Source organism: Kineosporiaceae bacterium, assembly GCA_016713225.1.
Taxonomy (GTDB): domain Bacteria; phylum Actinomycetota; class Actinomycetes; order Actinomycetales; family Kineosporiaceae; genus JADJPO01.
This window is the reverse complement of sequence record JADJPO010000006.1, coordinates 172,507-197,857: the sequence shown is the minus strand read 5'-3', so window position 1 is coordinate 197,857 and position 25,351 is coordinate 172,507. Positions and strand designations below refer to the sequence as shown.

General features: G+C 71.6%; 19 protein-coding genes and 1 riboswitch. Of the genes, 5 read left to right on the top strand and 14 right to left on the bottom strand.

What is annotated here, in order from left to right; translation table 11 throughout:
• The first annotated feature begins 30 nt into the window (after positions 1–30).
• The 3 genes from IPK24_21285 to IPK24_21275 all read left to right on the top strand — a co-directional run bounded on the left by IPK24_21285 (position 31) and on the right by IPK24_21275 (position 6,045).
• Positions 31–1,233, top strand: coding sequence for an FUSC family protein (locus tag IPK24_21285; GenBank protein MBK8078023.1), 1,203 nt, complete (start codon positions 31–33; stop codon positions 1,231–1,233).
• Positions 1,199–2,338 carry a hypothetical protein gene (locus IPK24_21280; protein ID MBK8078022.1) on the top strand — a complete coding sequence of 380 codons (1,140 nt, stop codon included), beginning with the start codon at positions 1,199–1,201 and terminating at the stop codon, positions 2,336–2,338. Before IPK24_21285 ends, IPK24_21280 begins: the two co-directional genes overlap by 35 nt.
• Positions 2,339–2,493: 155 nt before the next feature.
• Positions 2,494–6,045: an ABC transporter ATP-binding protein gene (locus tag IPK24_21275; protein MBK8078021.1), complete on the top strand. Its 3,552-nt coding sequence runs from the start codon at positions 2,494–2,496 to the stop codon at positions 6,043–6,045.
• 11 nt (positions 6,046–6,056) lie between these two features.
• Here the strand turns inward: IPK24_21275 and IPK24_21270 are convergent, their stop codons facing one another.
• The 6 genes from IPK24_21270 to IPK24_21245 all read right to left on the bottom strand — a co-directional run bounded on the left by IPK24_21270 (position 6,057) and on the right by IPK24_21245 (position 12,510).
• Positions 6,057–6,506 (bottom strand): GNAT family N-acetyltransferase, encoded by a 450-nt coding sequence (locus IPK24_21270; GenBank protein ID MBK8078020.1) that lies wholly within the window; start codon positions 6,504–6,506, stop codon positions 6,057–6,059.
• Between the two features lie 37 nt (positions 6,507–6,543).
• Entirely contained in the window at positions 6,544–7,971 is a 1,428-nt protein-coding gene (locus IPK24_21265) for an MFS transporter (GenBank protein MBK8078019.1), read from the bottom strand.
• 73 nt (positions 7,972–8,044) lie between these two features.
• Positions 8,045–9,721 (bottom strand): adenosylcobinamide amidohydrolase, encoded by a 1,677-nt coding sequence (locus IPK24_21260; GenBank protein MBK8078018.1) that lies wholly within the window; start codon positions 9,719–9,721, stop codon positions 8,045–8,047.
• Between the two features lie 18 nt (positions 9,722–9,739).
• Positions 9,740–10,765 (bottom strand): iron ABC transporter permease, encoded by a 1,026-nt coding sequence (locus IPK24_21255; GenBank protein ID MBK8078017.1) that lies wholly within the window; start codon positions 10,763–10,765, stop codon positions 9,740–9,742.
• A 45-nt stretch (positions 10,766–10,810) separates the two neighbouring features.
• Positions 10,811–11,776, bottom strand: coding sequence for an ABC transporter substrate-binding protein (locus IPK24_21250; protein MBK8078016.1), 966 nt, complete (start codon positions 11,774–11,776; stop codon positions 10,811–10,813).
• A 99-nt stretch (positions 11,777–11,875) separates the two neighbouring features.
• Positions 11,876–11,956, bottom strand: a riboswitch (cobalamin riboswitch).
• A gap of 152 nt (positions 11,957–12,108) precedes the next feature.
• Positions 12,109–12,510, bottom strand: a complete 402-nt coding sequence (locus tag IPK24_21245) for a YjbQ family protein (GenBank protein ID MBK8078015.1) — start codon at positions 12,508–12,510, stop codon at positions 12,109–12,111.
• 122 nt (positions 12,511–12,632) lie between these two features.
• On the opposite strand from IPK24_21245, the gene IPK24_21240 reads away from it, so the two are divergent.
• Both IPK24_21240 and IPK24_21235 read left to right on the top strand, forming a co-directional pair.
• Positions 12,633–16,970 (top strand): hypothetical protein, encoded by a 4,338-nt coding sequence (locus tag IPK24_21240; GenBank protein ID MBK8078014.1) that lies wholly within the window; start codon positions 12,633–12,635, stop codon positions 16,968–16,970.
• 142 nt (positions 16,971–17,112) lie between these two features.
• Positions 17,113–17,688, top strand: coding sequence for a DUF4291 domain-containing protein (locus tag IPK24_21235; GenBank protein MBK8078013.1), 576 nt, complete (start codon positions 17,113–17,115; stop codon positions 17,686–17,688).
• A gap of 9 nt (positions 17,689–17,697) precedes the next feature.
• On the opposite strand, the gene IPK24_21230 is transcribed toward IPK24_21235, so the two are convergent.
• From IPK24_21230 to IPK24_21195, 8 genes are all read right to left on the bottom strand, one after another.
• On the bottom strand, positions 17,698–17,991 hold the full coding sequence (locus IPK24_21230; protein MBK8078012.1) for a hypothetical protein: 294 nt from the start codon (positions 17,989–17,991) through the stop codon (positions 17,698–17,700).
• 16 nt (positions 17,992–18,007) lie between these two features.
• Positions 18,008–22,540, bottom strand: coding sequence for an RHS domain-containing protein (locus IPK24_21225; protein ID MBK8078011.1), 4,533 nt, complete (start codon positions 22,538–22,540; stop codon positions 18,008–18,010).
• A 5-nt stretch (positions 22,541–22,545) separates the two neighbouring features.
• Complete coding sequence (locus IPK24_21220; GenBank protein ID MBK8078010.1) at positions 22,546–22,836, bottom strand: WXG100 family type VII secretion target; 291 nt, start codon at positions 22,834–22,836, stop codon at positions 22,546–22,548.
• A 71-nt stretch (positions 22,837–22,907) separates the two neighbouring features.
• The gene (locus IPK24_21215; GenBank protein MBK8078009.1) at positions 22,908–23,477 is read right to left on the bottom strand and encodes a hypothetical protein; all 570 of its coding nucleotides are present in this window, start codon (positions 23,475–23,477) and stop codon (positions 22,908–22,910) included.
• Positions 23,474–23,755 carry a hypothetical protein gene (locus IPK24_21210; protein MBK8078008.1) on the bottom strand — a complete coding sequence of 94 codons (282 nt, stop codon included), beginning with the start codon at positions 23,753–23,755 and terminating at the stop codon, positions 23,474–23,476. Before IPK24_21210 ends, IPK24_21215 begins: the two co-directional genes overlap by 4 nt.
• Positions 23,756–23,874: 119 nt before the next feature.
• Positions 23,875–24,462, bottom strand: a complete 588-nt coding sequence (locus tag IPK24_21205) for an ATP/GTP-binding protein (protein ID MBK8078007.1) — start codon at positions 24,460–24,462, stop codon at positions 23,875–23,877.
• A 55-nt stretch (positions 24,463–24,517) separates the two neighbouring features.
• Positions 24,518–24,898, bottom strand: a complete 381-nt coding sequence (locus IPK24_21200; GenBank protein ID MBK8078006.1) for a DUF742 domain-containing protein — start codon at positions 24,896–24,898, stop codon at positions 24,518–24,520.
• Between the two features lie 7 nt (positions 24,899–24,905).
• A complete protein-coding gene (locus IPK24_21195) occupies positions 24,906–25,346 on the bottom strand; it encodes a roadblock/LC7 domain-containing protein (protein ID MBK8078005.1) in 441 nt (146 codons plus the stop codon).
• Positions 25,347–25,351 lie beyond the last annotated feature (5 nt).

Here is a 25,351-nt window from a genome sequence, read left to right as displayed (position 1 = left end):
CGGGACCCTGGGGGCGTGGATTCCTCCCAGATCAGCGAGCGGCTGCGCGCCGAGATCTCCTTCGACGACCTGGTCGAACGGGCCAGGGTGCGCGGACGCCGCTCCCTGCGGGTACGCGGTGCGCGGCTGCGCAGCAAGAGCTGGCACGTCGGCCAGGCCGCGATCGCCGCCGCCGTCGCCTGGTTCATCGCCCACCGCGTGATCGGGCACCCGGCCCCGGTGTTCGCGCCCATCGTGGCCGTGGTCTGTCTGGGCATGAGCTATCGGCAACGGTTGCGCCGCGTCGCCGAGGTCACCGTGGGGGTCGCCGTCGGTGTGTTGGTGGCCGACGTGTTCGTCTCGGTCGCCGGTGGCGGGGTGTGGCAGGTCGCCCTGGTGGTGGCGACCTCGATGGCCATCGCCCTACTGATGGATGCGAGCGATCTGCTGATCCTGCAGTCGGCGGTGCAGAGCATCTTCGTGGTCACCCTGGCCCCGGCGCCCGGGCAGACCTTCACCCGCTGGCTCGACGCCCTGGTCGGCGGCGCCGTCGCGCTGGTGGCCGCGGCTATCGTGCCGTCGGCACCGCTGCGCAGCCCCCGGGTCCAGGCCGGTGGTGTGGCCCGGGCCACCGCCGAGCTGCTGCGGGGCACGGCTCAGGCGGCTCGCGAGCACGACGCGGCCCTGGCCGCCGAGGTGTTGGGACGCGCCCGTGCCACCGAGGTGCTGGTGCGCGAGCTGCAGCAGGCGGCCGACGAGGGCCTGTCCGTCATCGCCTCCTCACCCCTGCGCCGAGGTCAGCGCGCGGGGGTGACCCGGGTCAGCGACCTGGTCGAACCGCTCGACCGGGCGCTGCGCAGCACCCGGGTGCTGACCCGCCGCATGGTTGCCGCGATCTCACGCGAGCAGGTGCCGGCGTCCTACCTGGTCGTGCTGGACGATCTGGCGCGCGCGGTCGAGATCCTTTCCGAGGCCCTCACCGACAATGCCGCACCCGAGGTCGGGCGCTCGGCCTTGCTGGCCGTCGGGCGCGCCACGGGTGACCTCGAGCGCATCGGGGGTCTGTCGACCGAAGTGGTACTGGCTCAGGTCAGATCTGTCGTGGTCGACTTGTTGCAGGTCACCGGCCTGGATACTGGCGAGGCACTCGCGGCCTTGCCGCCGGTGCAGCCAGTTCGGACAAGGCAATCAGGGCAATCGGTGGGAGGCCCGGCAGACGATGAGTCGCGCGACGGAGATCCGAGCCGGGGGTGAGCTGGCGATCGAGGCCACCCGCAGCATGATCGGCCTGGCCCGTGACGTGCACCTGTCCGTGGCCCACAACGTCGAACGGTTCCTGCCGCCGCCGCTACGCCAGATCGTCGGCTTCCACATCCGCCTGGTGAACCTGACCTACTCGGCCGTCGAGACGGTCAACGTGATCGGCCTGCGCACGGTCGCCGAGCTGCTCGCGGTCCTGCCCGGACCGCTGCCGTCCCAGACCAAGGCCGGTCGCGTCGTCCAGCCGGTGGTCAACGGTATCTGGGGCGACACCGTCCAGGACCGCGCCGCCGACCTCGCCGTCCTGATGGCCCTGCGGGTGCACCACGAGGACGTCGAGGCGGACGACGAGGGGCTGGGGGAGGCCTACCCCACCCCCAGCGGGCACCTGGTGGTGTTCGCCCACGGCTTGGTCGAGAGCGACGAATCCTGGTTCGGGCTGCGCGCGGGCGGGCACACCTCGTTCGGTGAACGGCTGCGCGAGGACCTCGGCGTCACGCCGCTCTACCTGCGCTACAACTCCGGACTGGTGATCACCGACAACGGCGCCCTGCTCGATGACCTGCTGGACGCCGTCCACGCGGCGTGGCCGGTGCCCGTGGAGCGCATCGACCTGGTCGGTCACTCGATGGGCGGCCTGGTGGCCCGCGAGGCGGTGCACTCCGGGGCGCGCCGCGACGCGGCCTGGGTGGGCGCCGTCCGCAGCCTCACCGCGCTCGGCACCCCCCACCAGGGGGCGCCGCTGGCCAGCCTGGTGCCGTACGGAGAGTGGCTGCTGACGATGACGGCTCAGAGCGCGCCGTTCGCGCGTTTGTTCGCCGGTCGCAGCGCCGGCATCCGCGACCTGACCCGCGAGGCCAGCGGACGACGCTCCGGCGACTCCCTGCCGGGGCACATCGCCCAGCACAGCATGGCCGGGTCGCTGACCCGCTCACCGCTGATCGGGTGGCTGATCGGCGACGGTATGGTGCGGGCTGCCAGCGCCCTGTTACCGGTGCCCGAGGGCGCCGGGTTCCTCGACCGGCTGGACGGCGTGGGGCACCAGGGGCTGCTGCGTCACGACTCGGTGTACGAACGGCTCGTCCGCTGGCTCCAGTGACTCGAGGCGCGAGGACGCCGCCGGATGGTCCGCGGCGGCGCCCTCGGCCTCGGTGTGCCGGCGACTGATTCAGCCGGCGACTAATTCAGTTGAGCCCCGGCCGATCGAGGAGCAGGCTCGAACACCATCCCCTGTCCATCGACGGAGCTCGGCACATGATGCTGCTACGTGATCTGTGGGCCACCTCGCCACGGCGGGTGGCCCTGCTCGTGGTGCTCATCGTGCTGGGCGCCGGCGGCCAGGCGGTGGCCGCACCCTTCGCCGGGCAGCTGCTCACCTCCCGCTCGACGCGGGTGCTGGTGGCCCTCGCCGTCGCCCTGACGATCAAGGTGGTGGCCGACCTGGTGGTCGGCCTGGCCGTCGCCGGCCTCACCGCCGACTGGGCGGCCCGGGTGCGGCGGCGGCTGTGTGCCGTGGCGTTCGGGCAGGACCTGCAGACCCTGGAGGCGACCCCGGTCGGTGAGTTGCTCGACCGGATCGACCAGGACGTCTATCAGGTGGCCTCCGAGCTGCGCGGCTCCGGGGTACGGATCATCCAGTCGATGACCCTCAGCGTCGCCGCCGTGGTCACGGCATTCGTCGTCTGGTGGCCCGCCGGCGTGGGCATGCTGGCCGCGCTGGGCCTGATGGCCCTGAGTCTGCGCGGCCGCGTCGGGCGGATCTCACAGGCCCGCATGGCCGAGGAGGAGGCCTGGTCGGCGCTCGCCGCGGTCATGGAGGAATCGATCCACGGCCAGGACGACGTGCGCACCACCCTGGGCCGGCCCTACGTGTTGCGGCTGTTCGCCGAACGGTCGAGTGCGGTGTTGCGGTTCGGTCGCCGGGTCTGGGCGATGTCGGCCAACGTCACGGTCATCGCGGCCGGCTTGACCCGGGCCTCGATCGGCGTGGTCGTGGTGGGCGGCGCCTGGGGGTTGGCCACCGGCCGGGTGGACGCCGCCCAACTCACCGCCGTCTGGTTGCTGGCGGTGTCCTTCGGCCTGACCGTCGAGCACATCAGCCGCATGATCCCCGAACTGCAGTACGCCCTGGGCGCGTGGGGCCGGGTGGTGCTGCTGGCCGCATCGCCACAGGAACCCGTTGGTGGCCGGGCGATCTCGGCCGGTGATCTGCAGGTGCGGGGTCTGACGTTTCGGTATGACGGCGAGGGGCCGGCGCGGCGTCCACCGGCGCTGCGCGACGTCGACCTGACGTTTCGGCGTGGTCGGTCCTATGCCCTGATCGGGCGCACCGGATCGGGCAAGTCGACGCTGGCCAAGGCCGTGATCCGAGCGGTGGAGCCGCCCCGGGGCACGGTGTTCCTCGATGGCGTCGATCTGCTCGACCTCGACCTCGAGGCGTTGCGCCGATGGGTTGCCGTGGTGCCTCAGCGCACCGAGATCCTGGCCGGGACGCTGGCCGAGAACGTGGCCCTGTTCGAGCCCGAACTCCTGCCGCACGCGGCCGAGGCCATGGCCGAACTCGGCCTGGAGCCATGGGTTCGCGATCTGCCGGACGGCATCGAGACCCGGCTGGGGGATGGCGGATACGTGCTGTCCGCCGGGCAGGAACAGCTGGTCGCCTTCGCGCGCATCCTGGTGCGCGATCCCCACGTGGTGATCCTGGACGAGGCCACCGCTCGGCTCGACCCGGTGACCGAGGCGCGCGTCCACGCTGCGACCCAACGGTTGCTGACCGGGCGGATCGGCATTCTGATCGCCCACCGACTGTCGTCCGTGCGCCAGTGCGACGAGGTCGTGGTCCTCGCCGATGGACGCGTCGTGGAAGCCGGCCCACTCAGCACCTCCCAACGGTTCGCCGACCTGTTGTCGGCGGGTCGAACAGGCTCTGCGGCAACAGCTCTCGGTGCCCCGTCGGGCGCCCTGCCCGGAGGTTCCGGTCTCGCCGTCGCCGATGCTCCCGTCACCACCGAGGCCTGGGACGACGCCCTGGTGGACGACGGGGTGCCGCAGGTCGCTGCCGCGCTGCTCGCACCGGCACAGCCCGAACGTGTCGAGGCGCCACCGCTACCCCCGGCGCCACCGGCACGCACCCTGCGCGAGGTGGGCCGACTGGCGTTGAACGACAAGCGGTTCGGGCTCGGGGCGCTCGCACTGTTCCTGCCGTACATGCTGTTCGCGTTGGACGGCAGCGTGCTGCCCTGGTTGTGGAGCCGGCTGATCGCCGGCGAGCCGGGCAGTCGCAGCGACGTGCTCTGGCCCGCCGCCGGGTTGGTCGCCGTCCTGCTGGTCACCGTGCCGGTCAACTACTTCACCGGGCGCTGGTTCCCCGAGTGGTGGGTGCGCCAGATGCTGCGGATCAGCCTGCGCCTGGTGCACGGCCAGACCGGCCCCCGCCGGGTGAGCGCCCACACGCCGGCCGAGGTGGTGGCCCAGGGCGGCGACACCGAGCGGGTGGTGATCCTGGCCGACAACATGATCGATCAGGTGGCGATCATGGTGATCGTGCTGGGCATGACCGTGATCTCGGGTTCACCGGTGCCGGCGCTGTTCTTCCTGGCCACGGTGGTGATCTCGGCCCTGGCTGCGTCGGCGTTCGGGCCGCGGCTGGCCAAGCGGGCCGCGACCACGGTCGCCACCCGGGCGGCGTTCGCCACGGCGCTGGTCTCGTCGCTGTCGGCGGCCCGCACGGTGAAGCTGTCGGGCGCCGTCCGCGGGGTACTCGATCACCTGGCCCGACTGGACCGGGTGCGCAGCGACCGCCAGCGGCGCGAGATCGTGGTTCAGGTGTGGGCTCGCTCGACGCCGTCCATGGTCGCGGGCCTGGCACCGATCGGCATCTGGGCGCTGTACGTGCGGGGGTCGATCGACGCCACCGCGGCTCTGGTCGCGGTGGCCACCGTAGGGTCGGCGCACTGGTTCGCCTGGACCACGGCCTCGCTCATCTCGGCGCTGCCGTCGGCCCGGGTCTGGACCCGGCGCACCGTGGCGATGTCCGGCGAGGCGGCGTACTCGTCGTCCGTGCCGGGGGTCGACATCTCGGCCGGCACCGCGCCGGCACCGGTTCCGGCTCAGCGGCAACGACTCTCACGGCTCGAGCTGCGCGGCTTCACCGCGGTTCACGAGGACGGCACGGTGGGGGCCCGCGACGTCGACCTGACCGTCGAGCGCGGCGAGCTGGTGTTGGTGGTCGGCCCGGTGGGCTCGGGCAAGTCCTCACTGCTGCGCGCGCTGGCGGGCATCGTGCACCACACCGGTGACCTGCTGTGGAACGGGCGCGAGGTGGCCGACCCGACCGAGTTCCTGCGGCCGAACCAGGTGGCCTACGTGGCGCAGTTGCCCCGCGTGCTGTCCGGCACCATTGCCGAGAACATCACGCTGGGGCACTCGGTCGACCCCGGGCACGCGGTGCACACGGCGCAGCTCGAGCACGACCTGTCCGGTGCGGGCGGCGGGCTCGGGTTGATGATCGGCCACAAGGGCACCCGATTGTCCGGCGGACAGTTACAGCGGGTGGCCCTGGCACGTGCCCTGGCGCCACGGACCGAACTGCTGATCGCGGACGACGTGTCCTCGGCGATCGATGTGACCACCGAGCTCGACCTGTGGCGAGCGCTGCGCGAGCGTGGCATCACCGTGATCGGTGCGACGTCCAAGCGGGCCGCGTTGGAGCAGGCCGACAAGGTGTTGGTCCTCGCCGGTGGCACGGTGCTCGACCAGGGCCTGTGGGCCGACCTGCAGCAGCAGTGGGGCCACCTGGCCGGCTGAGGTGTCAGCGGTCAGTCCAACCGCTTGGCGAGGTACACCCGGTGATACCCGTTGCTCACGGCCCGACCGGTCTCCACGTAGCCGATGCGGTGGTAGAGCCGAAGGTTCTCGGTCATGGCCTCGTTGGTGTAGAGCCTGACCTCCGTCAGCCGCAGCTCACGGGCTCGATTCTCCGCCCACTGCAACAGCTCTCGCCCTACACCCGTACCGTGCCGAGGGGGGTCGACGGCGATGGTGTCGAGCAGCAGGTGGGATCGATCGTCGGCCGGTTTCAGGACGACGAATCCCACGAGGGCACCGGCCGCCACGGCCACCCACACCTCGGATTCGGCGATCTCGACCCGGTAGTCCAGCAGCATCGGCTGGGGTGCCCGACCGATCCGCTCCACGAACGGCGCATACGCACGGCGGGCGATGGCCGCCAGTGCATCCGCATCACGATCAGCATGCGCCCGCCGCAGTTCGACCACGCGTGGCAGGCTAACGCTCACGTTCGCGTCAGGCGCCGTCCGGCAGCTGCACGTGGGCCCCGCTCGACCGTCCCACTCGCACCGCCCGGCCGAGGACGACGACCAGCGCCGCCGCAGCCGTCAGCGCGCAGGTGACCGCGAACGCCCTGGGGGCACCCGCCGCCCCGACCAGTCGGCCGACCAGCGGCGAGACCACCGCCTGCGCCACGGTGAGCAGTCCCATCAACAGTCCGAAACTGGCCGCCCGCCGACCGGGGTCGAGCCGGGGGGCGATCACCGTCTGGGCCAGCACGATCGGGACGAAGAAGGCGCCGGTCACCACCAGCGCTGCCCCGACCGCGAGCGGCCGGCCGAGCAGGCACAGCAGGCCTGCGGCCACACCGGTCACGATCGCCAGCCGACCCGCCAGCCGCAGGGTGGCGTCCGCCCGTGGCCGGGGCCGCACCATCACGGTGAGGACCAGGCACACGCCGGTGGACGCCGCGAGCACCACGCCGGGAACCCAGGGCCGGCCCGGCACGGCGGTGTCCGCCCAGGCCACGCTCTGCGCGCCGAGAGCGGTGCCCCCCGCGATCGGGATCACCCCGAGCAGTGCAGCAGCCCGCAGCGTGGGCTCGCGCCACAGCGCGGCGCCGGCCACCAGGACGGCGCGTACCGCGGACTCCGAGGCGGATTCCGAGGCCGATTCCGATGGGGATTCCGAGGCCGGTGCCGACTCGTGCGCGGACGGGGTGATCCCCTGCCGCGGCAGGCCGATCAGTAGCAGGGCAGAGATCACGAAGGTGGCGGCATTGAGCAGGCACGCCGAGGCGGGCGAGGCGACGGCCAGCAACACGCCCCCGGCGGCGTACCCGATGAGCGTGCCGGCGTCGTAGGTCGTGGCCGAGAGCCGGATGGCCGCCTCGACGCGATCCTCACTGGTGTACTCCACCAACCCGGCCGAGCGGGCTGCCTCGAACGGTGCGGTCGCCAGCCCGGCCAGCGCGACGAGCGCCAGAACGGCACCGGACGGCATCGGGACCAGGGCGATGATCAGAAAGGCCACGGCCCGGACGACGTCCGCCGCGATCATCACGCCCCGTCGGCCGTACCGGTCGGCCATCGCCGCCAGGAGTTGGCCCGGGCCGAGCCACGGCAGCAGCCCGGCGACGAACGCCGCTGCCGCCATCGTCGGGGACGCGGTGCGCTCGTAGACCAGGGCGGTCACCGCGATGCGTGCCGCCCAGTCACCGAGCTCGCTGACCAGTTGACTGCCCCACAGCAAGCGCACCGGACGCTCCGCCAGCGGCTCGAGCAGCTCCCGGACGCCGTCAGGCACCCAGCCTGCGCCGCGCCGGGCCCGCCGCGAGGGCTCCGCGACAACGACCGCCAACTCGGCCAACTCGACCTGGTCGGCCTGGTCGGCCTGGTCGACCTCGGACACGTCGACGACACCGTGGGGGTCGGACGCGGACATGCCGCGAAGGTATGCGAACAACACCGCCCCCGCCCAGGAACCGGCCGATCGATACCCGAATGCGGGTGAGCGGTCAGCGTGACGCGGGCGGCTCCGGCCAGGGCGTGCCCCAGCGGCAGTGCGGGTCGCCGGGTGGGTGCTGAGTGGTCCAGTCGGTCGTGCCGTCGGCGACCGCGCGGTGCACGGCGCGGGCGATGCGTGCCCCCCAGATCGATCGCGGGCCACCGTAGAGTCCCTCGTCGCCCACGGTCCCCACCGGGCAGGCGATGCAGACCGCGTCGGACGACGTCCCGGTACCGGGCACGCCCGCCTCGACCAGCGCCTGGGTCTTCGCCTCGGTCGCGGTCATCACGGCGTTGACCAGCGCCGCATCGCTCAGCGCGACCGGCACGGTGACCACCACGTTGATCGTGCCCGGCGCGGGGTGCACCTCGGGCGGGGAGTAGTCCTCGAGGGCCATGGCCTGCGGCGTCGCCGCCGCCGTGATCGGCAGCCCGAGACCGACCGTCACCACCGCCTCGACCCCCTCGGACTCGGCCAGCGTGAACCGCGAGGCATCGGCCGCGGTCAGCATCGCCACCCCCGGACCGGCCAGCCCGAACGACGCGGCGAGTTCGCCGGCATGCGCCACCGGATCGGGGTGGTGGTAGTTCTTCGACACCTGGGCGTTCAGCCACCAGCCGGACGGGCCGAGGCCGCCGCCGAGTACCGCCGACGAGATCGCCCGCCACCCGTCGGGCAGCGCGCGCACCAGCACCGGACGACGCACGCCCGCGTCGTCCCAGTACTGCAGCAGCCCGGCCCGGCGGGACCCCGTGGTCACGGTGTCTTCCCCCCTCCCACCCTCCATGATCGCCGTTGGATCGCCGTTTGCTCCGGCCGAAGCGGTGGACACTGCGATCTGACGGTGATCATGGGACGGGGACGGCGACGGGGATGAGGACGAGGACGGCGACCCCGGCCGCACCGGGTGCACCCGCACCCCGGTCGGGCCGGCCTCGACCTCGGCGCTGACCCCGTAGTGCTCGGCCAGCGCCTGCGCGGTCAACACCTCGGCGGGCGCGCCGTCCGCGACCACCCGGCCACCGGTCAGCAACACCACGCGGTCGGCGTACTGCCCGGCCAGCACCAGGTCGTGCAGCGTGCTCAGCACCGTCAGGCCCTCTTCGCGACGCAACCCGTCGACCAGCTCCAGCAATTGCTGGGCATGGCCGAGGTCGAGCGCCGCGGTGGGCTCGTCGAGCAACAGCAATCGGGGACGCTGCGCCAGCGCCCGCGCCAGCACGGCCCGTTGCCGTTCCCCACCCGACAACGTGCGCAGCATCCGGTCGGCCAGGTGGTCGAGGTCGAGCCGGGTCAGCGCCCGGGCGACCGTCTCGTGGTCGGCGCCACGCGGCGAGGCCAGCAGCGCCCGATACGGCGTGCGGCCGAGCATCACGTACTCGCGCACCGGCATCGACTCGGGGATCAGCGGCGTCTGCGGCGCATAGGCGATGCGTTGTGCCCGCTCACGGGCGGCCATCCGGGCGGCGTCGAGGCCGCCGATCAGTACCTGGCCGCGATAGGCCACCAGCGAGGCCACCGCCCGCAACAACGTCGACTTGCCGGCGCCGTTCGGGCCGACCACCGCCGACCAGCCGCCCTCGGTGACCGAGAGGTCCACCCCGTCGAGCACCGGGCTGCGGCCGAGCGTCACCGACACCCCTCGCACCTCGAGCACCGGGACGCCGCCGGACACCGGCTCGCTCACCACTCGCTCACCATGCGCTCACGACGAGCCGCCGCCGACCCGCAGCAACGCCGCGAAGAACGGCGCCCCGACGAACGCGGTCACCACCCCGATGGGCAGTTCGGCGGGCGAGAGCACGGTGCGCGCGACCAGGTCGGCGAGCACCAGGAACGCCCCGCCGGTCAGCAGCGACAGCGGCAGCACGCTGCGGTAGGAGCTACCGGCCAACCGCCGCACGATGTGCGGCACCACCAGCCCGACGAACCCGATCAGGCCGCTGACCGCCACCGCGGACGCCGTCCCCAGCGAGGCGGCGAGCAGGACGACGAACCGCACCCGGCGCGGGTGCACGCCCAGGGTGATGGCCTCGTCGTCCCCGACCGCGAGGACGTCGAGCGCGCGCCCGGCGAACAACAGCACCAGGGTCGAGCCGACCATGTAGGGCAGCACCAGGCGCACCTCGTCCCAATGGCCGGCGCCGAGCTGACCGAGGATCCACGAGTAGACCTGCCGCAGACTCTCGGATTTGGCTTGTTGCACCAGGGTCTGGATCGCGGTGAGAAACGCGGTGACCGCAACCCCCGCCAGCAACAGCGTCGCGCTGCCACCGCCGTGTCGAGCCGCCACGGCACCCAGGGCATACGACAACCCGACACCGGTCAGCGCTCCGACGAAGGCCGCCATCGGCAACGTCGCAATCGGCCCGATCCCGCTGGGCGAGTAGGCGATCACCACGGTGGCGCCCAATCCCGCACCCGCCGCCGCCCCCAACAGATAGGGGTCGGCCAGCGGGTTGCGGAACACCCCTTGATACGAGGCCCCGGCCAGCGCGAGCATGCCGCCGACCATGGCGGCCAGCACCACCCGTGGCATGCGGATCTGCATCAGCAGGTTGAACTCGGTGTCGGGCAACGGGTTACCGACCCGAATCCCGAGCGAGTGCAGCACCGACGAGACGATGCCGGAGGGCGACAAGGCGATCGCCCCCAGGCTGGTGCCGATCAACAGGGCGACGAACAGCAGCGCCCCGGCGGCGGCCAGGGCCACCGGGCGGCGCTGCTGCATCAGGCCCATCGGACCCTCCGTTGTCGGTCGTTTCTCAGCTACGGATCAGGTGAGTTTCTGCACTTCGGCGGCCACGGCCTCGGCGAAGTCGGCGATCCGCGGCCCCCAGCGCGAGGCGATGTCGTCGTCCGCGGCCAGCACGGCGCCCTTCGTCACCGCGGGCAACGCGGCGAACCCGGGACGCTTCGCCACCGTGGCGGCGTCCTGCTGGCAACACTTGGTGTCCGCCAACACGATCAGGTCCGGCGCGGCGGTCACGACGTACTCGGGCGACAGCTTCGGGTAGCCACCCGAGGCCGCGGCGTCCTTGGCGGCGTCCGCGATGTTGGTCAGGCCCAACTGCGCGTACACCGTGCCGATGAACGTGGTGCTGGTGACGCTGTAGAACGTCTGATCGAGCTCGTGGTAGACCTTCTTGCCCTTGGCCGAGGCAGGCACCGAGGCGACGGCCTTGGCGATGCGCTCCTTGGTGGTCGTGACGACCTTCTCGGCGTCGTCCGCGTGGCCGGTGGCCTTACCCAGGGTGCGCATCTGCTCGTAGGCCTCGTCGAGGTTCTTCGGAGCGGGCAGCACCAGGGCGGGGATCTTCAGCTTGGTCAGCGAGGCGACCAGACCGTTGGCGTCGTTGCTGACCACGACCAGGTCGGGCTTGTAGGCCGCGACCGCCTCGGCGTTCGGCTGGAACGCCGACAGCTTGGTCTTGGGCGCCTCCGCCGGGTAGGTGGACTGGTCGTCGACGGCCTCGACCTGAGTGCCGGCGCCGATGGCGAACAGGGTCTCGGTGGCGCTCGGGCCCATGACCACGATCTGCTCGGGGGCCGCCTGCAGGGTGACCGGTCCGTTGGCGCCGGTGACCGTCACCGGGAAGGCCGCCGCAGCGCTGGACGACGCGCTGGCCGACGGCGCCTCCGCAACACCGGTCGAGGTGGTGCCCACACAACCGGCCAGAGCCAGCACTGCGGGGGCGATGAGAGCGAGGCCGATCCGGCTCCGCCGAGAACTGGGACGCATGAAGATCTCCGTCTATCTGGGGCGGGGACGCACTCGGGTCCCTCGCCCGACGCGCGACCCATCACCTCGGGGTCGAGGACGTCGACACAGGGCAGGCGACCTGGCTCGCCGTCCGGATGACGCGGGGATCGCGCCGCCGGGCGGCTCACAGTTGCGGGACAGCGCCGGAATCACACCGGCTTCGCTGCTGCTGTGCCATCGAGGTCCGGGTGCGCAGGCGGCAGCCGAACTCCGACAGCGGCGAGGTTACCAGCGCAAACGCCCCTCGGCAGGGCCGCCGGCGTGCGCCAACCCACACCTCCCCACCTTCCTCGGCCGGGCGGGCAGGTTTCTCAGCCGGGCAGGAACGACAGCCGCACCTGCCGGATGGCATTGTCGACGTTCGGGTCGATCACCACGATGCTCTGCCACGTACCCAGGGCCGGCACCCCGTCGTCCACCGGCACACTCAGCGACGGCGCCACGAAGGCCGGCATCACGTGATCACCACCGTGACCCAGCGAGCCGTGGCGGTGCCGGTAGATGTCCTCGCGGGGCAGCAACCGGGCGAGGGCGTCGGCCAGGTCGGACTCGCTGCCCGAGCCGGTCTCGATCAGTGCGACCCCGGCGGTGGCGTGCGGCACGAAGACGTGCACCAACCCGTCGCCCCGCCCTCGGCAGAATGTGGTGACCTCGTCGGTCACGTCGGTGACCAGTCGTCGTCCAGTGCTGATGCGTAGTTCAGCGCGCTCCACTCACCCAGGCTAACGGGGTTTGTCCACAGGCTGGGTCGAGCCGGACATATCCCCCGTGATCGGCTCGTAGACTGGCGGCCGTTTCGAACGGGCCGGGGGGGTGAGCGGTGCCAACGTGCCAGATCACGAGCGTCACCCTGTGGGACCCGGCGGCCCGCCGCGTGGTGGGCCACGTCGAGCTCGAGGCCGCACCGGCGAGTTCGATCGCCGAGCTGCTGCAGGCGCTGCCGCCGGGCGAGGGCCACCGTGGTGCGCCAGCGCCGAGCTGGTTCGTCGGCGAGGTCCCACTCGACCCCCGGACGACGTTCGCCGACTCCCCCCTCACACCGGGCTGCCACCTGTCGCGCGGCGCACCCGGGCCTCGGCCCGCACACGAGCGAGCCGGCGCCGTCGGCACGCTGCGCGCCGTCCGGGGGCCGGCCGCGGGGGCCTCGTTCCGGCTGCGCCCGGGTGAGTACACCGTGGGACGCCCTCCGCAGGCGACGCTGCCGCTGCCGGGTGACCCCGAGGCGGCTCGACACCGGCCGGTGCGAGTGTCGGTGAGCCCGGCCGGCGAGTTGACGGTCGCACCCGGCAGCTCGGACGACGCCCGACGCCTCGCGCCCGGCGAGGACCTGCTCGTCGGCGCCACCACCCTGATCTGGTCACCACGCCACGAGGGACGCCGCGCCGCTCGGCGCGAGGACGGCCGGCTCTACTTCGACCGCTCGTTCGCCCCCACGCCGGGCATCGCACCGCTCGTCGTCCGGCTACCGGCGGCTGAGCAGCACGTGCGGGCGGTCTGGGCGACGGTGCTGACCTTCATGTTGCCGATGCTGGCAGCCGGGGCGCTGGCGTTGCTGATGCACCAGGTGTTCTTCCTGCTGATGGCGGTGCTCGGGCCGATCGGTGGGGTGGGCCACCTGCTGCTCGAGCGTCGCCAACGGCAGGCGCGCGAGGCCGACGTGGCCGCCCGGCGGGCCGAGGCGGCACGGCAGATCACCGGTCACGTCACCCGTGAGGGCGAGCTGCGTCGACGCGCCGCTCCGGGGGTGAGCGAGGTGATGGATCTCGCGGACGGCACCAGCGCCGGTCTGTGGCCCCGGACGGTCGACTCCGACGATGCGCTGGTGCTGCGGGTCGGCACCGCCGATCAGCCCGCCCAGATCCAGCTGGACGGCGAGGCGTGGCCACTGCTGCCCGAGCCGATCGTGCCGCAGGCGCCGGTCACGGTCGACCTGCGAGCGGCGGGGGTGCTCAGCCTGGTCGGAGCACCGGCGCCGACGGCGGCGATGGCGCGCTGGCTGGTGCTGCAGCTGGCCACGCTGCGTTCGCCGGAGGACCTGCAGCTCGTGCTGATCACGGCGGACGACGGCGCCGCCTGGGAGTGGGTCCGCTGGTTGCCGCACCTGAACGCCGGGGACGACGGCGGGTCGCTGCAGGTGGGCACCACCGCCGACACCCGGCTGCGGCGGGCGGCGGAGCTGCGCGAGCTGGTCGAGCAGCGGCGGCGCCGGCGGGACGACGCGGCGTCCGGCGGGGTGCGGTTCGACGACGTCGTGGTGGTGCTGATCGGGGCGCTGAACCTGCGCGAGCTCAGCGGCATGAAGGAGGTGCTGCGCGACGGGCCGGGCGTGGGCGTCTACACCCTGTGCACGGACGTCGGCTCGCTGCACGAGGCGCGGGCGCAGTGTCGGCTCGAGGCCGCCACGGCGATCCCGGGGCTGTCCGGCGGGCGGGGGGCGCTGTCGCGGGTGAGCGTCACCCGCGCCCGCAGTGAGGCGCCGATCATCGCGCTGGCCGAGGGGTGTACGCCGCTGCAGGCCGAGCAGGTGGCGCGGGCGTTGTGTCCGCTGCGCGACCGGCTGCTGTTGGCCACGGCAGGGCGAGCGGTGCCGTTCCCGGTGCGGTTCACCGACCTGGTCGATCTGCCGGCGTCGTTCACTCCGGGGCACGTTCTCTCGTTGTGGCGCAAGGAGTCCGGGCCGACGACGCGGGTTCCCCTGGGGGCGGATGCCGAGGGCGTGGTGTACGTCGACCTCGCGCGCCAGGGGCCGCACACGATGCTGGGTGGGGCCACCGGGGCGGGCAAGAGCATTCTGCTGCAGACATTCGTGACCTCGCTGTTGCTGGCCAATGCGCCCGACGAACTGAACCTGGTGTTGGTGGACTTCAAGGGCGGCAGCGCGTTCCTGCCGTTCGAGCGGTGTCCGCACGTGGTGTCGCTGATCCGATCGACCGGGCGCACCGCGGCCGAGGTCTTCGATCAGGCGGCGGCGCAGCGGGTGCTGGCGTCGGTGCGCACCGAGGTCGCTCGGCGCGAGTCGATCCTGGCCCCGTTCGGGGGCGAGATCGATGACTACTGGACGGCGCGCCACGCGAACGGCGGTGAGTCGTCATCGACGCTGCCGGCGATGCCAGCGCTGCCTCGGTTGGTGGTCGTCTTCGACGAGTTCGCCCGGGTGCTCGAGGTGGACGGCGACTTCCTGAAGGAGCTGGTGAACGTCGCCGCCAAGGGGCGCTCACTGGGGATGCACCTGGTGCTGGCCACCCAGTCGCTGCAGGGCAAGCTGTCGCCCGAGCTGAGGAACAACATCACACTGCGGATCTCGTTGCGCCAGAACGAGGCGGCCGACAGCGTCGAGGTGCTGGACTCACCCGAGGCGGCGGGCATCCCGGGGCGGCTGCGGGGGCGCGGGCTGATCTTGTGCACCACGGACGAGGTGCGATTGCCCCGGACCTTCCAGTCCGGCTACCTCGGTGGATCGGCCCGCGACCAGGGGCCGCCGCCGGTGAGCGTGCGCCAGGTGGCGTGGTCGGTGGTCGGGCTGCCGCGCGCCCAGGTGGTCGAGTCGACGTCGGGGCCAACGGATCAGGACCTGGTGATCGCCGCGATCGAGCGGGCGGCGCAGGGGTTCGTGGCCCCGTTCCGTCCGGTGTTGCCGCCCCTGGCCGACCGGATCGAGCTGGCCGAGATCATCGGTACCGCACCCGGGGATACGCCGTCAGCCGTTCCGTTCGGGGTGGTCGACGAGCCGGAGCGCCAGCGCCAGCCACGCGCCGTCCTCGATCTGGCGGGGACGGATCGGGTGCTGGTGTGCGGTGGCTCGCAGACCGGCCGGACGACGTTCGCTCGCACTCTGATCACGGCTCTGGCGCAACGGTTTCGGCCCGATCAGGTGCACCTGTACGTCGTCGAGCGGGTGCCGTCGGGGTTGGCGGCCTGGGCCCGGCTGCCGCAGTGCGGGGCTGTGATCTCGGCCGCCGAGCCGGACCGGGTGCGGCGTTTGGTGCAGTGGCTCGCGGGCGAGGTGGAACGCCGGCGCTGGGTTCGGCTGTCCGACAACGGGACCGGGCTGGCGGTGGGGCCACCGATCGTGGTCGTGATCGACGGCTGGGAGGTGTTCGAGAACCGGGCCGACCCGGCGTTCGTCGAGACCAGCCTGCTCACCACGTTGCGCGAGGTGATCGCGGTCGGGGTGACCGTGGGGGTGCACGTGGTGGCCATCGGCGGGCCGGCCCTGGCGAGCAGCAAGGTGGCCGAGCAGTACCAGCGGCGCCTGGTGCTGCCCTTCCCGCGGGAGGAGGACCGGCGTGCCTGCGTGGCGTCCGGCACGACGCTGCCGCCGGTGCTGCCGGGGCGGGCCGTGGACGCCGCGACCGGGCACCACGTGCAGCTCTGCCTGACGGAAGTGTCGGCCGAGGACCTGGTGACGGAGTCGTTGCAGGCGATGTCGTGGACCGGCTCGACCGTGACGCCGATTCCGGCGCTGCCGGCGCAGGTTGACCTGACCGAGCTGAAGGCTGACACCGATGGCACTCCGGGCAGCGTGGTCGTGGGTGTCGGCGGACCGTCGGTCGAGCCGGTCTCGGTGCAGCTGTTCGACGAGGGGCCGTCGGTGATGATGATCTCCGGGCCGCCCCGGTCGGGCCGCTCGACCACGCTGCGCACCCTGCTCGAGGGCCTGGTGAGAGTGGGGATTCCGGTGCTGCTGATCGCGTCGGCCCGCTCACCGTTGGCCGACGTCGCGGCGTCCGGGTTGGTCGAGGTGGTGCGCGGGCCGGCCGTGGACGACGCCGCCCTGCGGTGCGCTGCCGAACGCCTGGGCGCCCGCTACGCCGTGCTGGTGGACGACGTGCATCAGGTGTCCGTGAAGCCCACCGCGCAGGGCTTCGAGGACCTGCCGAGCCTGCTGGAGGAGATCGCGGACGAGGCCCTGGGGCGGCGCTGTCTGGTGATGGCCGGCGACGGGCTGGCCGTGCTCAACCGCCGGCGGCGCGGCATCACACCACTGGTGGAGCGGGCGATCGAGTCCGGCCACCGGCTGCTGCTCACCCCGACCCGGCTCCAGGATGCCCGCGAGCACGGCCTGACGTTGGAGGCAGACCAGCTCGTCGCCGCTCCGCCCGGTCGGGGCTATCTCGCCTCGGGGCGCAGCGCAACCCTGATCCAGGTGGCCCAGGCACCCGCCGACTGCTGACCACCCACTGACGTCGACCCGCCTCAGCCCACTCGAGTCCTCGCCCAAAGACCCGAATCGGCTGCTGTGGCGGCCGGATAGCGGCCATTTCGGGTCTTTGGGCGATCGGCTGGCTAGGTTTGGCCTCGTGATCACCCCGCCGATGCGCCAGGTTCGGGCCCTGTTCGACGAGGACACGGTGCGGGTGTACCAGGCCTATTCACCCTCGATCGCGGGGGCGGCGGTGGCCGCTGGGCGGTTCGTGGCGCCGTTCAAGCGCGATCGCATGACGTGGATCAAACCCTCGTTCCTGTGGATGATGTACCGCTGCGGATGGGGTACCAAGCCGGGGCAGGAACGCATCCTGGCCATCGACATCACCCGGGCGGGATTCGAGTCGGCGCTGTCGCAGGCCTGCCTGAGCCACTTCGATGCCGAGGTCTACCCCGACGACGAGACCTGGCAGCACCGCAAGGCCCTCAGCCCGGTGCGGGTCCAGTGGGATCCGGAGCGCACGGCCACCTTCGAGCCACTCCCCTGGCGCTCGCTCCAGGTCGGACTCGGCGAGGCGGTGGTGCCGGCCTACGTGGACGACTGGATCGTGCGCCTCACCGACATCACCGAGCAGGCGCGCGAGGTGCAGCATGCTGTCACCGACAACCCCGCCCTCCTCCCCGCCGAGCGGCCCTATCCGCTGCCTTCCGAGATCGCCCGGACCATCGGCGCCTCGAGCGAGTGATCAGACCCCCTACGACGGGCTGGGGTCGAGCCCCATGGCCGCAGCGTCCAAAGGCGAGTCGTCATTCTTTTGCGTGATGTAGACGACAACTTGGTGTTCGGGCAGCTCGGGCCGAGTGAGATCGCCGTCATCCTCGACGAAGTTGCGCTGCACGCTGATGCGCAAGTGGTCGGACTTGGCCAAGTAATAGTCACCGCCAAAGAAGAAGCTGTCGTGCAAGGCAAAGGTGACTCCCAAGGCTGCCGCGATGCGACGTTGTGTCGTGTCCATGTCATCACGGGAACCGAACGCCAGGGTGCGCATCAGACCTCACTCCGTCTCATCGTGGTACGACGATTCCGGGCCCTCGACCCAAGGCATTCTCGATCGACCGGTAGGCCATGAAGTGCACATCTCGACCGGCCAATCTCTCCAGCCCCTGCCAGGTGTCAGCGAGCCCGAGATCCCCCAAGATTGCCTCCGTGAGGGGCGCCGTCCTCATACCCCTGGATCGGGTCGCCGATCCGAGGTCGACGGCCCGCTCCAGGAGTGGACGACCGACCAGGCTGATGTCGAAGTCACTGAGCCGTCCCACGTCGAAGGGCTCACCCGTCGTGAACTTGAATCCCGTCACCGAGCTGCCCTGGAAGACCGCCGTCGTCCCGGCATGACCAGCTTGGTCGAGCCCGGCATACAACTGCCGCCCGAAGTTCTCGAATTCCTCGGCGCTGGCGAACCCCAATGGCCGGCACGGGGTCAGTCCGAGCGGATCGGTCCACGTGGTGGGGTTGGGGACGTAGCTGTGAGGGTTCGGCCCCGGCTGCAGCCCCAGCGGATCAGGGCTGAGGAACGCACCGACCAGCGGGTCGTAGTAGCGGTGCAGGGTGTAGTCGAGGCCGGTCTCGGTGTCGCGGTACTGGCCCGGGAATCTCAACGGGCACAACGGCTCCGACTCGTCGTCGGCCGAAGCACCCCAGAGCGTGGTGCGGCTGTGCCAGACCACCTGACCGGCGTCGTCCACCAGCTCGGTCGGGGTGCCGATCAGGTCGGTGACGATGGCGTAGAACTCGACGTCGAACCAGTCCTGCTCGTCCGCGTCGCCACTGACGTCCCCGCTGGGACGTCCCCCGGACGGCTCGCGCTGCACCTGGGTCACGGGCTGGTGCCGATCGGGGTGCCAGTCCCACGTCGTCACCCGCCCGTCGGACGCCACGTGCTCGGCGAGGCGCACGCCGTCCCAGACGAACGTCTCCTCGGCGAGCACGGTGTCGTCCTCGCCGAGACGCTGCTTGGCCACGCGCCGGCCGAGTCCGTCGTAGCGGTAGCGCCACCGCCCGCCGTCCGGATCGAGCACGGCAACCAGACGATCCTCGGCGTCCCAGGCGTAGCGCCACACCCGGTCCTCACCGGACGCGCCGGCCACCCGCCGCGTCGTCACCCGGCCGGCCCGATCGTGGTGGCACCGGACGTCGCCCGCCCGCCGGATCATCGTGCCCACCACCCGGCGTTCACCTCCCGGCGAGCCACCGTCCCGGCGGCCGGGCCACACGCCGAGCGCCAGAGTGCCGGCCGGGTCGTAGCCGTAGTCCTCACACCCGGCGTCGGAGGCGACAGCGATGACCCGATCGAGCGCATCCAGGGTGAACTCGCGCAGCCCACGAAGCCGATCGGTGACGCCCACGAGCCGCGACGCACCCGCGTACCGGTAGCTGCGCAGCTGAGCAGGCTCGCCGGCCGGCTCGTCACCGAGGTACTGCGCCACCAACTGCCCGGCCGCGTTCCACTCCTGGCCGAGCCGCAGGCCGCCCACCCGGCGCCCCACCTCGCGCCCGGCGGCGTCGTGCCGAAAGGCGACACTCCGTCCCGCCGTCGACAACTCCAGCGGCTGCCCGACCGCGTCGAACGACCACGTGCTCCGGGCGCCGCTGGGTGTCACCCGCGAGACCCTGTGGCCCGCCGCATCGAATGCGACGTCGACCCGCCGCCCGTCCCAGCTCTCGGCGACCACCCGGCCGAGCGCATCGAGTTCGATCGTCAACGCGGTGTCCGGACCGGTGCTCGACACCAGTCGACCCATCAGGTCGTAGCCGAACTCGGTGCGCACCCCGGCGACGTCCTTGACCACCAGCCGGCCCAGCACGTCCCAGCGGTAGCCGACCTGCTGGCCCAGCGGATTGATGCGTGACACCACCCGGCCCACCGCATCGCGCCGGTAGCGCAGTTCACGGCCGTTGACGTCCTGCTCGCGCACCAGGCGTCCCGCGGCGTCGTACGCGTAGGTCCACTCCCGCCCGAGCGGATCGACCAGGGCGGTCAGGCGCAACTCGCTGTCGTGCTGCACGCTCAGGCGTGATCCGTCGGGCCGAATCACCGCCGACGGCTGGTCGAACCACCCGTACTCGGTACGCGTCAGCCGCCCGGCGCCGTCCCGATGCTGCACGACGTTGCCCTCGCCGTCGTGAACCCAGGACTCCAGCTCGCCGCCGGGCGAACCGAGCGTGGTCAGCCACCCCTCCGGGGAGTACGTGGCGGTCTGGACGACGCCCGCCGGCCCCTCGACCGAGGTCAGGCGGCCGAAGGCATCGCGTCGCAACACCGTCCGGCCCACTCCCGCATCGATACGAGTCGGCAAGCCGGCTGGATTCGGCTCGATCTCGACGCGATGACCCAACGGATCGACCACGGTGACCACGCACCCGTCGTCCCGCCGGAGGTACTGCACCGAGGCCCCCGTCGGATCGATGACCTCGACCAGGTTGCCGCGTTCGTCGCGCCGGTACCGCCACACCAACCCGTCCGCCTCGACCACGTCCACCGGCAGATGCGCCTCGTAGGTGACCTGCACCCGGGCGCCATCGGCCCGCCGCACGCCGACCAGGTCGACGCCGCCCGGGGCATAGTCGTAGCGCGTGGTGGCACCGTGTGCGTCGGTGTGCGAGACGACCTGGTCGAACGCATCCCAGTCCGTGAGTTCCACCCCACCGAGCGGGTCGGTCACCGAGATCACCCGCCCGGCCTCGTTCATCCGGTAGGTGGTGACCTGGCCCAACGAGTCGGTGTACGTCGTCCGGCGCTGCCCAGGGTCGAACTCGAGGGTGCAGTCGAGCACCCCGCCGATCCCGCTGCCCTGCACACACCGGCCCAGCTCGTCGTAGGAGTAGGCATACCAATTGCCGTTGCGGTCCTCCCACCGGGTCATCCGCCCGGCGTCGTCGTACTCGAACCGCAGCGGCAGCCCCGAGGAGTTCACCACCGCGGCCAACCGCCCCGCCTCGTCGTAGCCGAAGGCCACCACCCGGAGGAGATCACCGCCGGCGCGCAACAGCGAGATGGCGTGCACCCGTTCGTCGGCGGTGTCGAGGACGACGTGATACCCACCGGAGTGCCGCAGCCCGAGCAGTTGACCGTCACCGCCGTAGTCGACGTCGATCCGGTGCCCGTTGCGATCGACGATCGCCATCAGGGCGGCGTCCGGCCCGTCCCCTGCCTGAGGGCGGCCGAACCAGGACGACACCCCGCTACGCGGGTCGGTCACCACATACCCGGCCTCGACGCGAGTCAACTCGAGCTGCTCACCCGCGACCGGACGCGACACCTCGCCCCGAGTCGGCAGGGGAAAGGTCAGCACGCTGCCGTCGGCCCGCGCGAAGTGCACCACGCCAGAGTCGATCTCGAGGTGTTCGTCCAGACTCGACGCCCAGTTCGGCCCGAACCAGCGCCCGCTGCGATACGACGACACGTGAGTCCGCTTCAGCAGCAACGGCAGCGCACCGGGCAGCGACAGGTCGACCTGGGTGAGCACCACCTCACCCGAGGCCAGGTCGATCGGGTCCTTGGTGACGGTGCGGCGCAGCGACGACAGCGTCGTCATCGCTCCTCGTCGCACCGAACCCCACGAGCGCCCCGCGCCGGTGCGGGCCATGGCCTGTAGTCGGCGCAGCGGCGCCACGAAGCGCGCAACCGGCCCGGCGGCCAACAGCAACCGCGCCCGGCCCAGCACGGCCCCGCCGGGGATCACCCCGAGCATCGACCACGCCAACTCACCGACGCCCGCCCGATGCTGGGCGACCTTCACCGCCGTCGCGGCCGCGAGCACCGCCGATACGGCGAACAACGCCCAGACCACCGGCCCGCCGAAGAACAGGGCGGCAATCGACAGCACGACGGCCAGTGCGCCGCAGGCGTCGACGAAGCCGTCCCACGACCGGAACGGGCTCGACACGACGTTCCAAGCCTGCTGCCAGAACGACGCGTCGCGCACTCCCTCGGCGGCATCGTCCAGGTCGCGTACCGCGCGGATCTCGGCGTCGCCCCGCACCTCGGCGGCTTGCAGTGCGAGCCGGCGCGCGGCGTCCTTCTCGGCCGTGGCCTGGCGTGCTCGTGCCGCGGCGACGCGAATCTGCCCCCGCAGCCCCTCGTCCAGGCCCACGGTCCCGGCCTCGACCGCCGGCGCCGCCAACCCGCGCGGGGACAGGTCCAGCGCGTGGGTCGGCGGCAGCACGGTGCGAATCCGGTGCAGCTCACCGTCGTAGGCGCACTGCGCATCAACGCCTCGACGAAGCGCGGTCCGGGCCAACGACTGGGCGTGGTCGAGTGATCCGGCGAACGTGGTCAGGGCGTGACCGCATCGTCGGTAGGAGCGTTCGACGGCGCTCAGCTCCCCCGGAAGGGTCGACAGTGCCTCCCGGAAGACGGGGGCGTAGTCACCGACCATGCCGATGCCGTCGGCTGCTCCCGAGGCGCCGCGCAGCCGGGCCACGGACCGCGCCGCGACATCGGCATCCGCCGCCCAACGTTGCCCCGCAGACCGCACCGCCGGCGTATCGCCCGGTGCCGGATCACCACCCAGGCCGAGGATCCCCCAGTCCGCCATGGTGATCAGGCACCCGTGCTCAGCTGAGCGTCGAGCGACTGGTGATCGGCGATGGCCTTGTTCAAGAACTGCGACATGCCGCTCAACCCGCCGATGACGTCGGTGGCGCCCTTGGTCCACTGGGCGTAGGACTCGTCGAAACTGCGGGATGCGCGGTCCGTGACGAAGCCCGACGCGACCAGGTTCTGCACCACCGAGTGGAGCTGCCGCAGCAGCCCCTCCAGCTCGGATTGACCGCTGGTCAACCGGCTCGCGGTCGAGCTCAACTCGGCATAGTCGACATGGATGTTGGGCATGGCGAAACTCCTTCGGGTGTGTTTGATCCACCTCCGACCCGGACGGGCGGAGGTTCTGGGGTGAGCCGCGATCAGCTGTCGGCGGACGGGCTCCACTGCACGGTCGAACTGACCGCGTCGAACAGGTCCAGCAGCGCGTCGGCCAATTCGACATGGGGGCTGCTCATGACGAAGTTCAGCACCCGTTGCTCACCCGGAACGGGCACCAACGTCTGCATGGTCACCGAGCGGTCCGCCTCATCCGACGGCTGCACCGCCGTCACCCGGACGCATCGCCCCGCCGGTATCTCCGTCATGGTCACGTGGCGTCCGGCCGTCGAGGTGATCTGGGCCGCGATCGTCTCGACATCCGGATCGCCGACCCCCTCCGGAACATCCTGGACTGCACCGAAAGCGCTGGCCAGCAACAGATTCCGATCGGTCAACGGCTCGACCATCGCCGCGGCGAACACCACTCCTGCCCGATCGGCCTGCACGGCGACGTCACGCAGCGAGCGCACGATCCTCCCGCGGAGCGGGGCCAAGGACGGCTGCTCCTCCAGGCGCCGGTCGACCAGGCGGGCCAGCTCGCCGGTATGGGTCGCCCGCCACCCGTCGAACTCGAACCAGCTGGGCGGCAACGTCACCGAGAAGTGAGTCATGCCAGCGTCGCCACCAACACGCCGTCCACCGCGGCGGATCCCTCGACGAGACCCTGCAGCCGTCCGGCCGCAGCATCGATCAGGACGATGGCCCGCTCACGATGGTCGGACGTCACCTCGACGAAGCGACGCAAGGCCTCGGACACCTGCCCCGAACCCGTTGCCGTGGAATCGATGACGGCCGTTCCGGCCACCGACAGCAGCTCGGCCGCGATCAACCGCAGGTCGCTCACCACGTCGGCGGCCGCCGTCGTATCGGCCCCAAATCCTTGCGCCACAATGCTCTCCGCTTCGCCCGAGATCAATCGAGATCGATCGAGATCGGTTCGACCGTATCCAGCCGATCCGGACGAGCGACAGAGCGAATCAGAAACTGTGGATAACTACCGAAAGAGACTCAGGTGCGCCGCATCGCGTACTGGACCAACGACACCAGCGCCTGCTTGGTCGCCGCCCGAGCCCGGGCGTCGGTGTACATCATGGGCACCTCGGGCGAGATCGACAGCGCGTCGCGGACGTCGTCCAGGGTGTGCTTGGCCACCCCGTTGAAGCAGTTCACCGCCACCACGAACGGGATGCCGCGGGACTCGACGTAGTCGACCGCCGGGAAGCACTGGTCCAGGCGGTCGGTGTCGACCAGCACCACACAACCGATCGCGCCGCGCATCAGGTCGTCCCACATGAACAGGAAGCGATCCTGCCCCGGGGTGCCGAACAGATAGAGCCACAGGTTGCCCGGTAACGCGATCCGGCCGAAGTCCATCGCGACCGTGGTGGTGGTCTTGGTGGCCGTCGCGGCCCCGGCGTGGTCGACCCCCACCGAGTGCTCGGTCATCGCAGCCTCGGTCGAGAGCGGGTCGATGTCCGAGATGGAGGAGATGAACGTGGTCTTGCCGACGGCGAATCCCCCGGCCACCACGATCTTCACCGTCGTCGGCGGGGCCGGCCGGGTGCTCCTCGCGTGACGGGGTGCGGGCACGGGCATCGGGGCCGGACGAGCCGGCTCCACCGAGGCTGCCGAGACGCCGTACCCGGTGAGGTCAGAGTGCGCAGATGCCATCGAGGACACTCTCCAGGAGGGTCGTGGCGGCGAGGGGTGAGGGCACCTCGTTCGCGGTGGACAGTCCGTGCACGTAGAGCAGGCCGGCGGCCTCGAGGTCACCGACCAGCACGCGCACCACACCCATCGGCAGTTTGGTGTGGGCCGACAGCTCGGCGATCGAGGTGTAGGAGCTGGTGGCCAAGGCGAGGATGTCGCGCTCCTCGGGGGTCCGTCCGGAGGGCACCGCCGCCAGCGATTCGACCAGCGTCTCCATCGGCAGCTCACCAGCGGTCGACCGGGTACGTCCGCCGGTCAGGGTGTAGGGCCGTACCTCGGAGGCGTGGTGTTCCTCCGGCGGCTCCGGCGTTCGCTTGATCATGTGCAGGTCACCCACCGATCACCGTGCGGACCGGCCCCGAGACCGGTAGCTGAGACCGCAGGTGCGAGACCAGCTGCGGCGTGAGCGAGCTCTCGGCCCGGGTCACCAGCAGGGCCATCTCGTAGCCGATCAAGCCGATGTCGCAGCCGCCGTCGGCCACCACGGCGAGCATCGACCCGTCCGAGATGCTCATCAGCACCAGGAATCGATCGTCCATCTCGACCACCGACTGCCGCACCTCCCCGGCCCGCAGATGACGGGCTGCGCCGCGGGTCAGGCTGGTCAGCCCGGCCACCACGGCGGCGAGCTGGTCGCCACTGGTGCGGTCGAGTTCGGTGGACATGGCCATCAGCAGGCCGTCGGCGGAGACCACCAGGGCATGCCGCGAGCCGGGAACGCTGCGGACGAAGTTGTCCAGCAACCAGGCGACGTCGGCGACGTCCTCCATCGGGT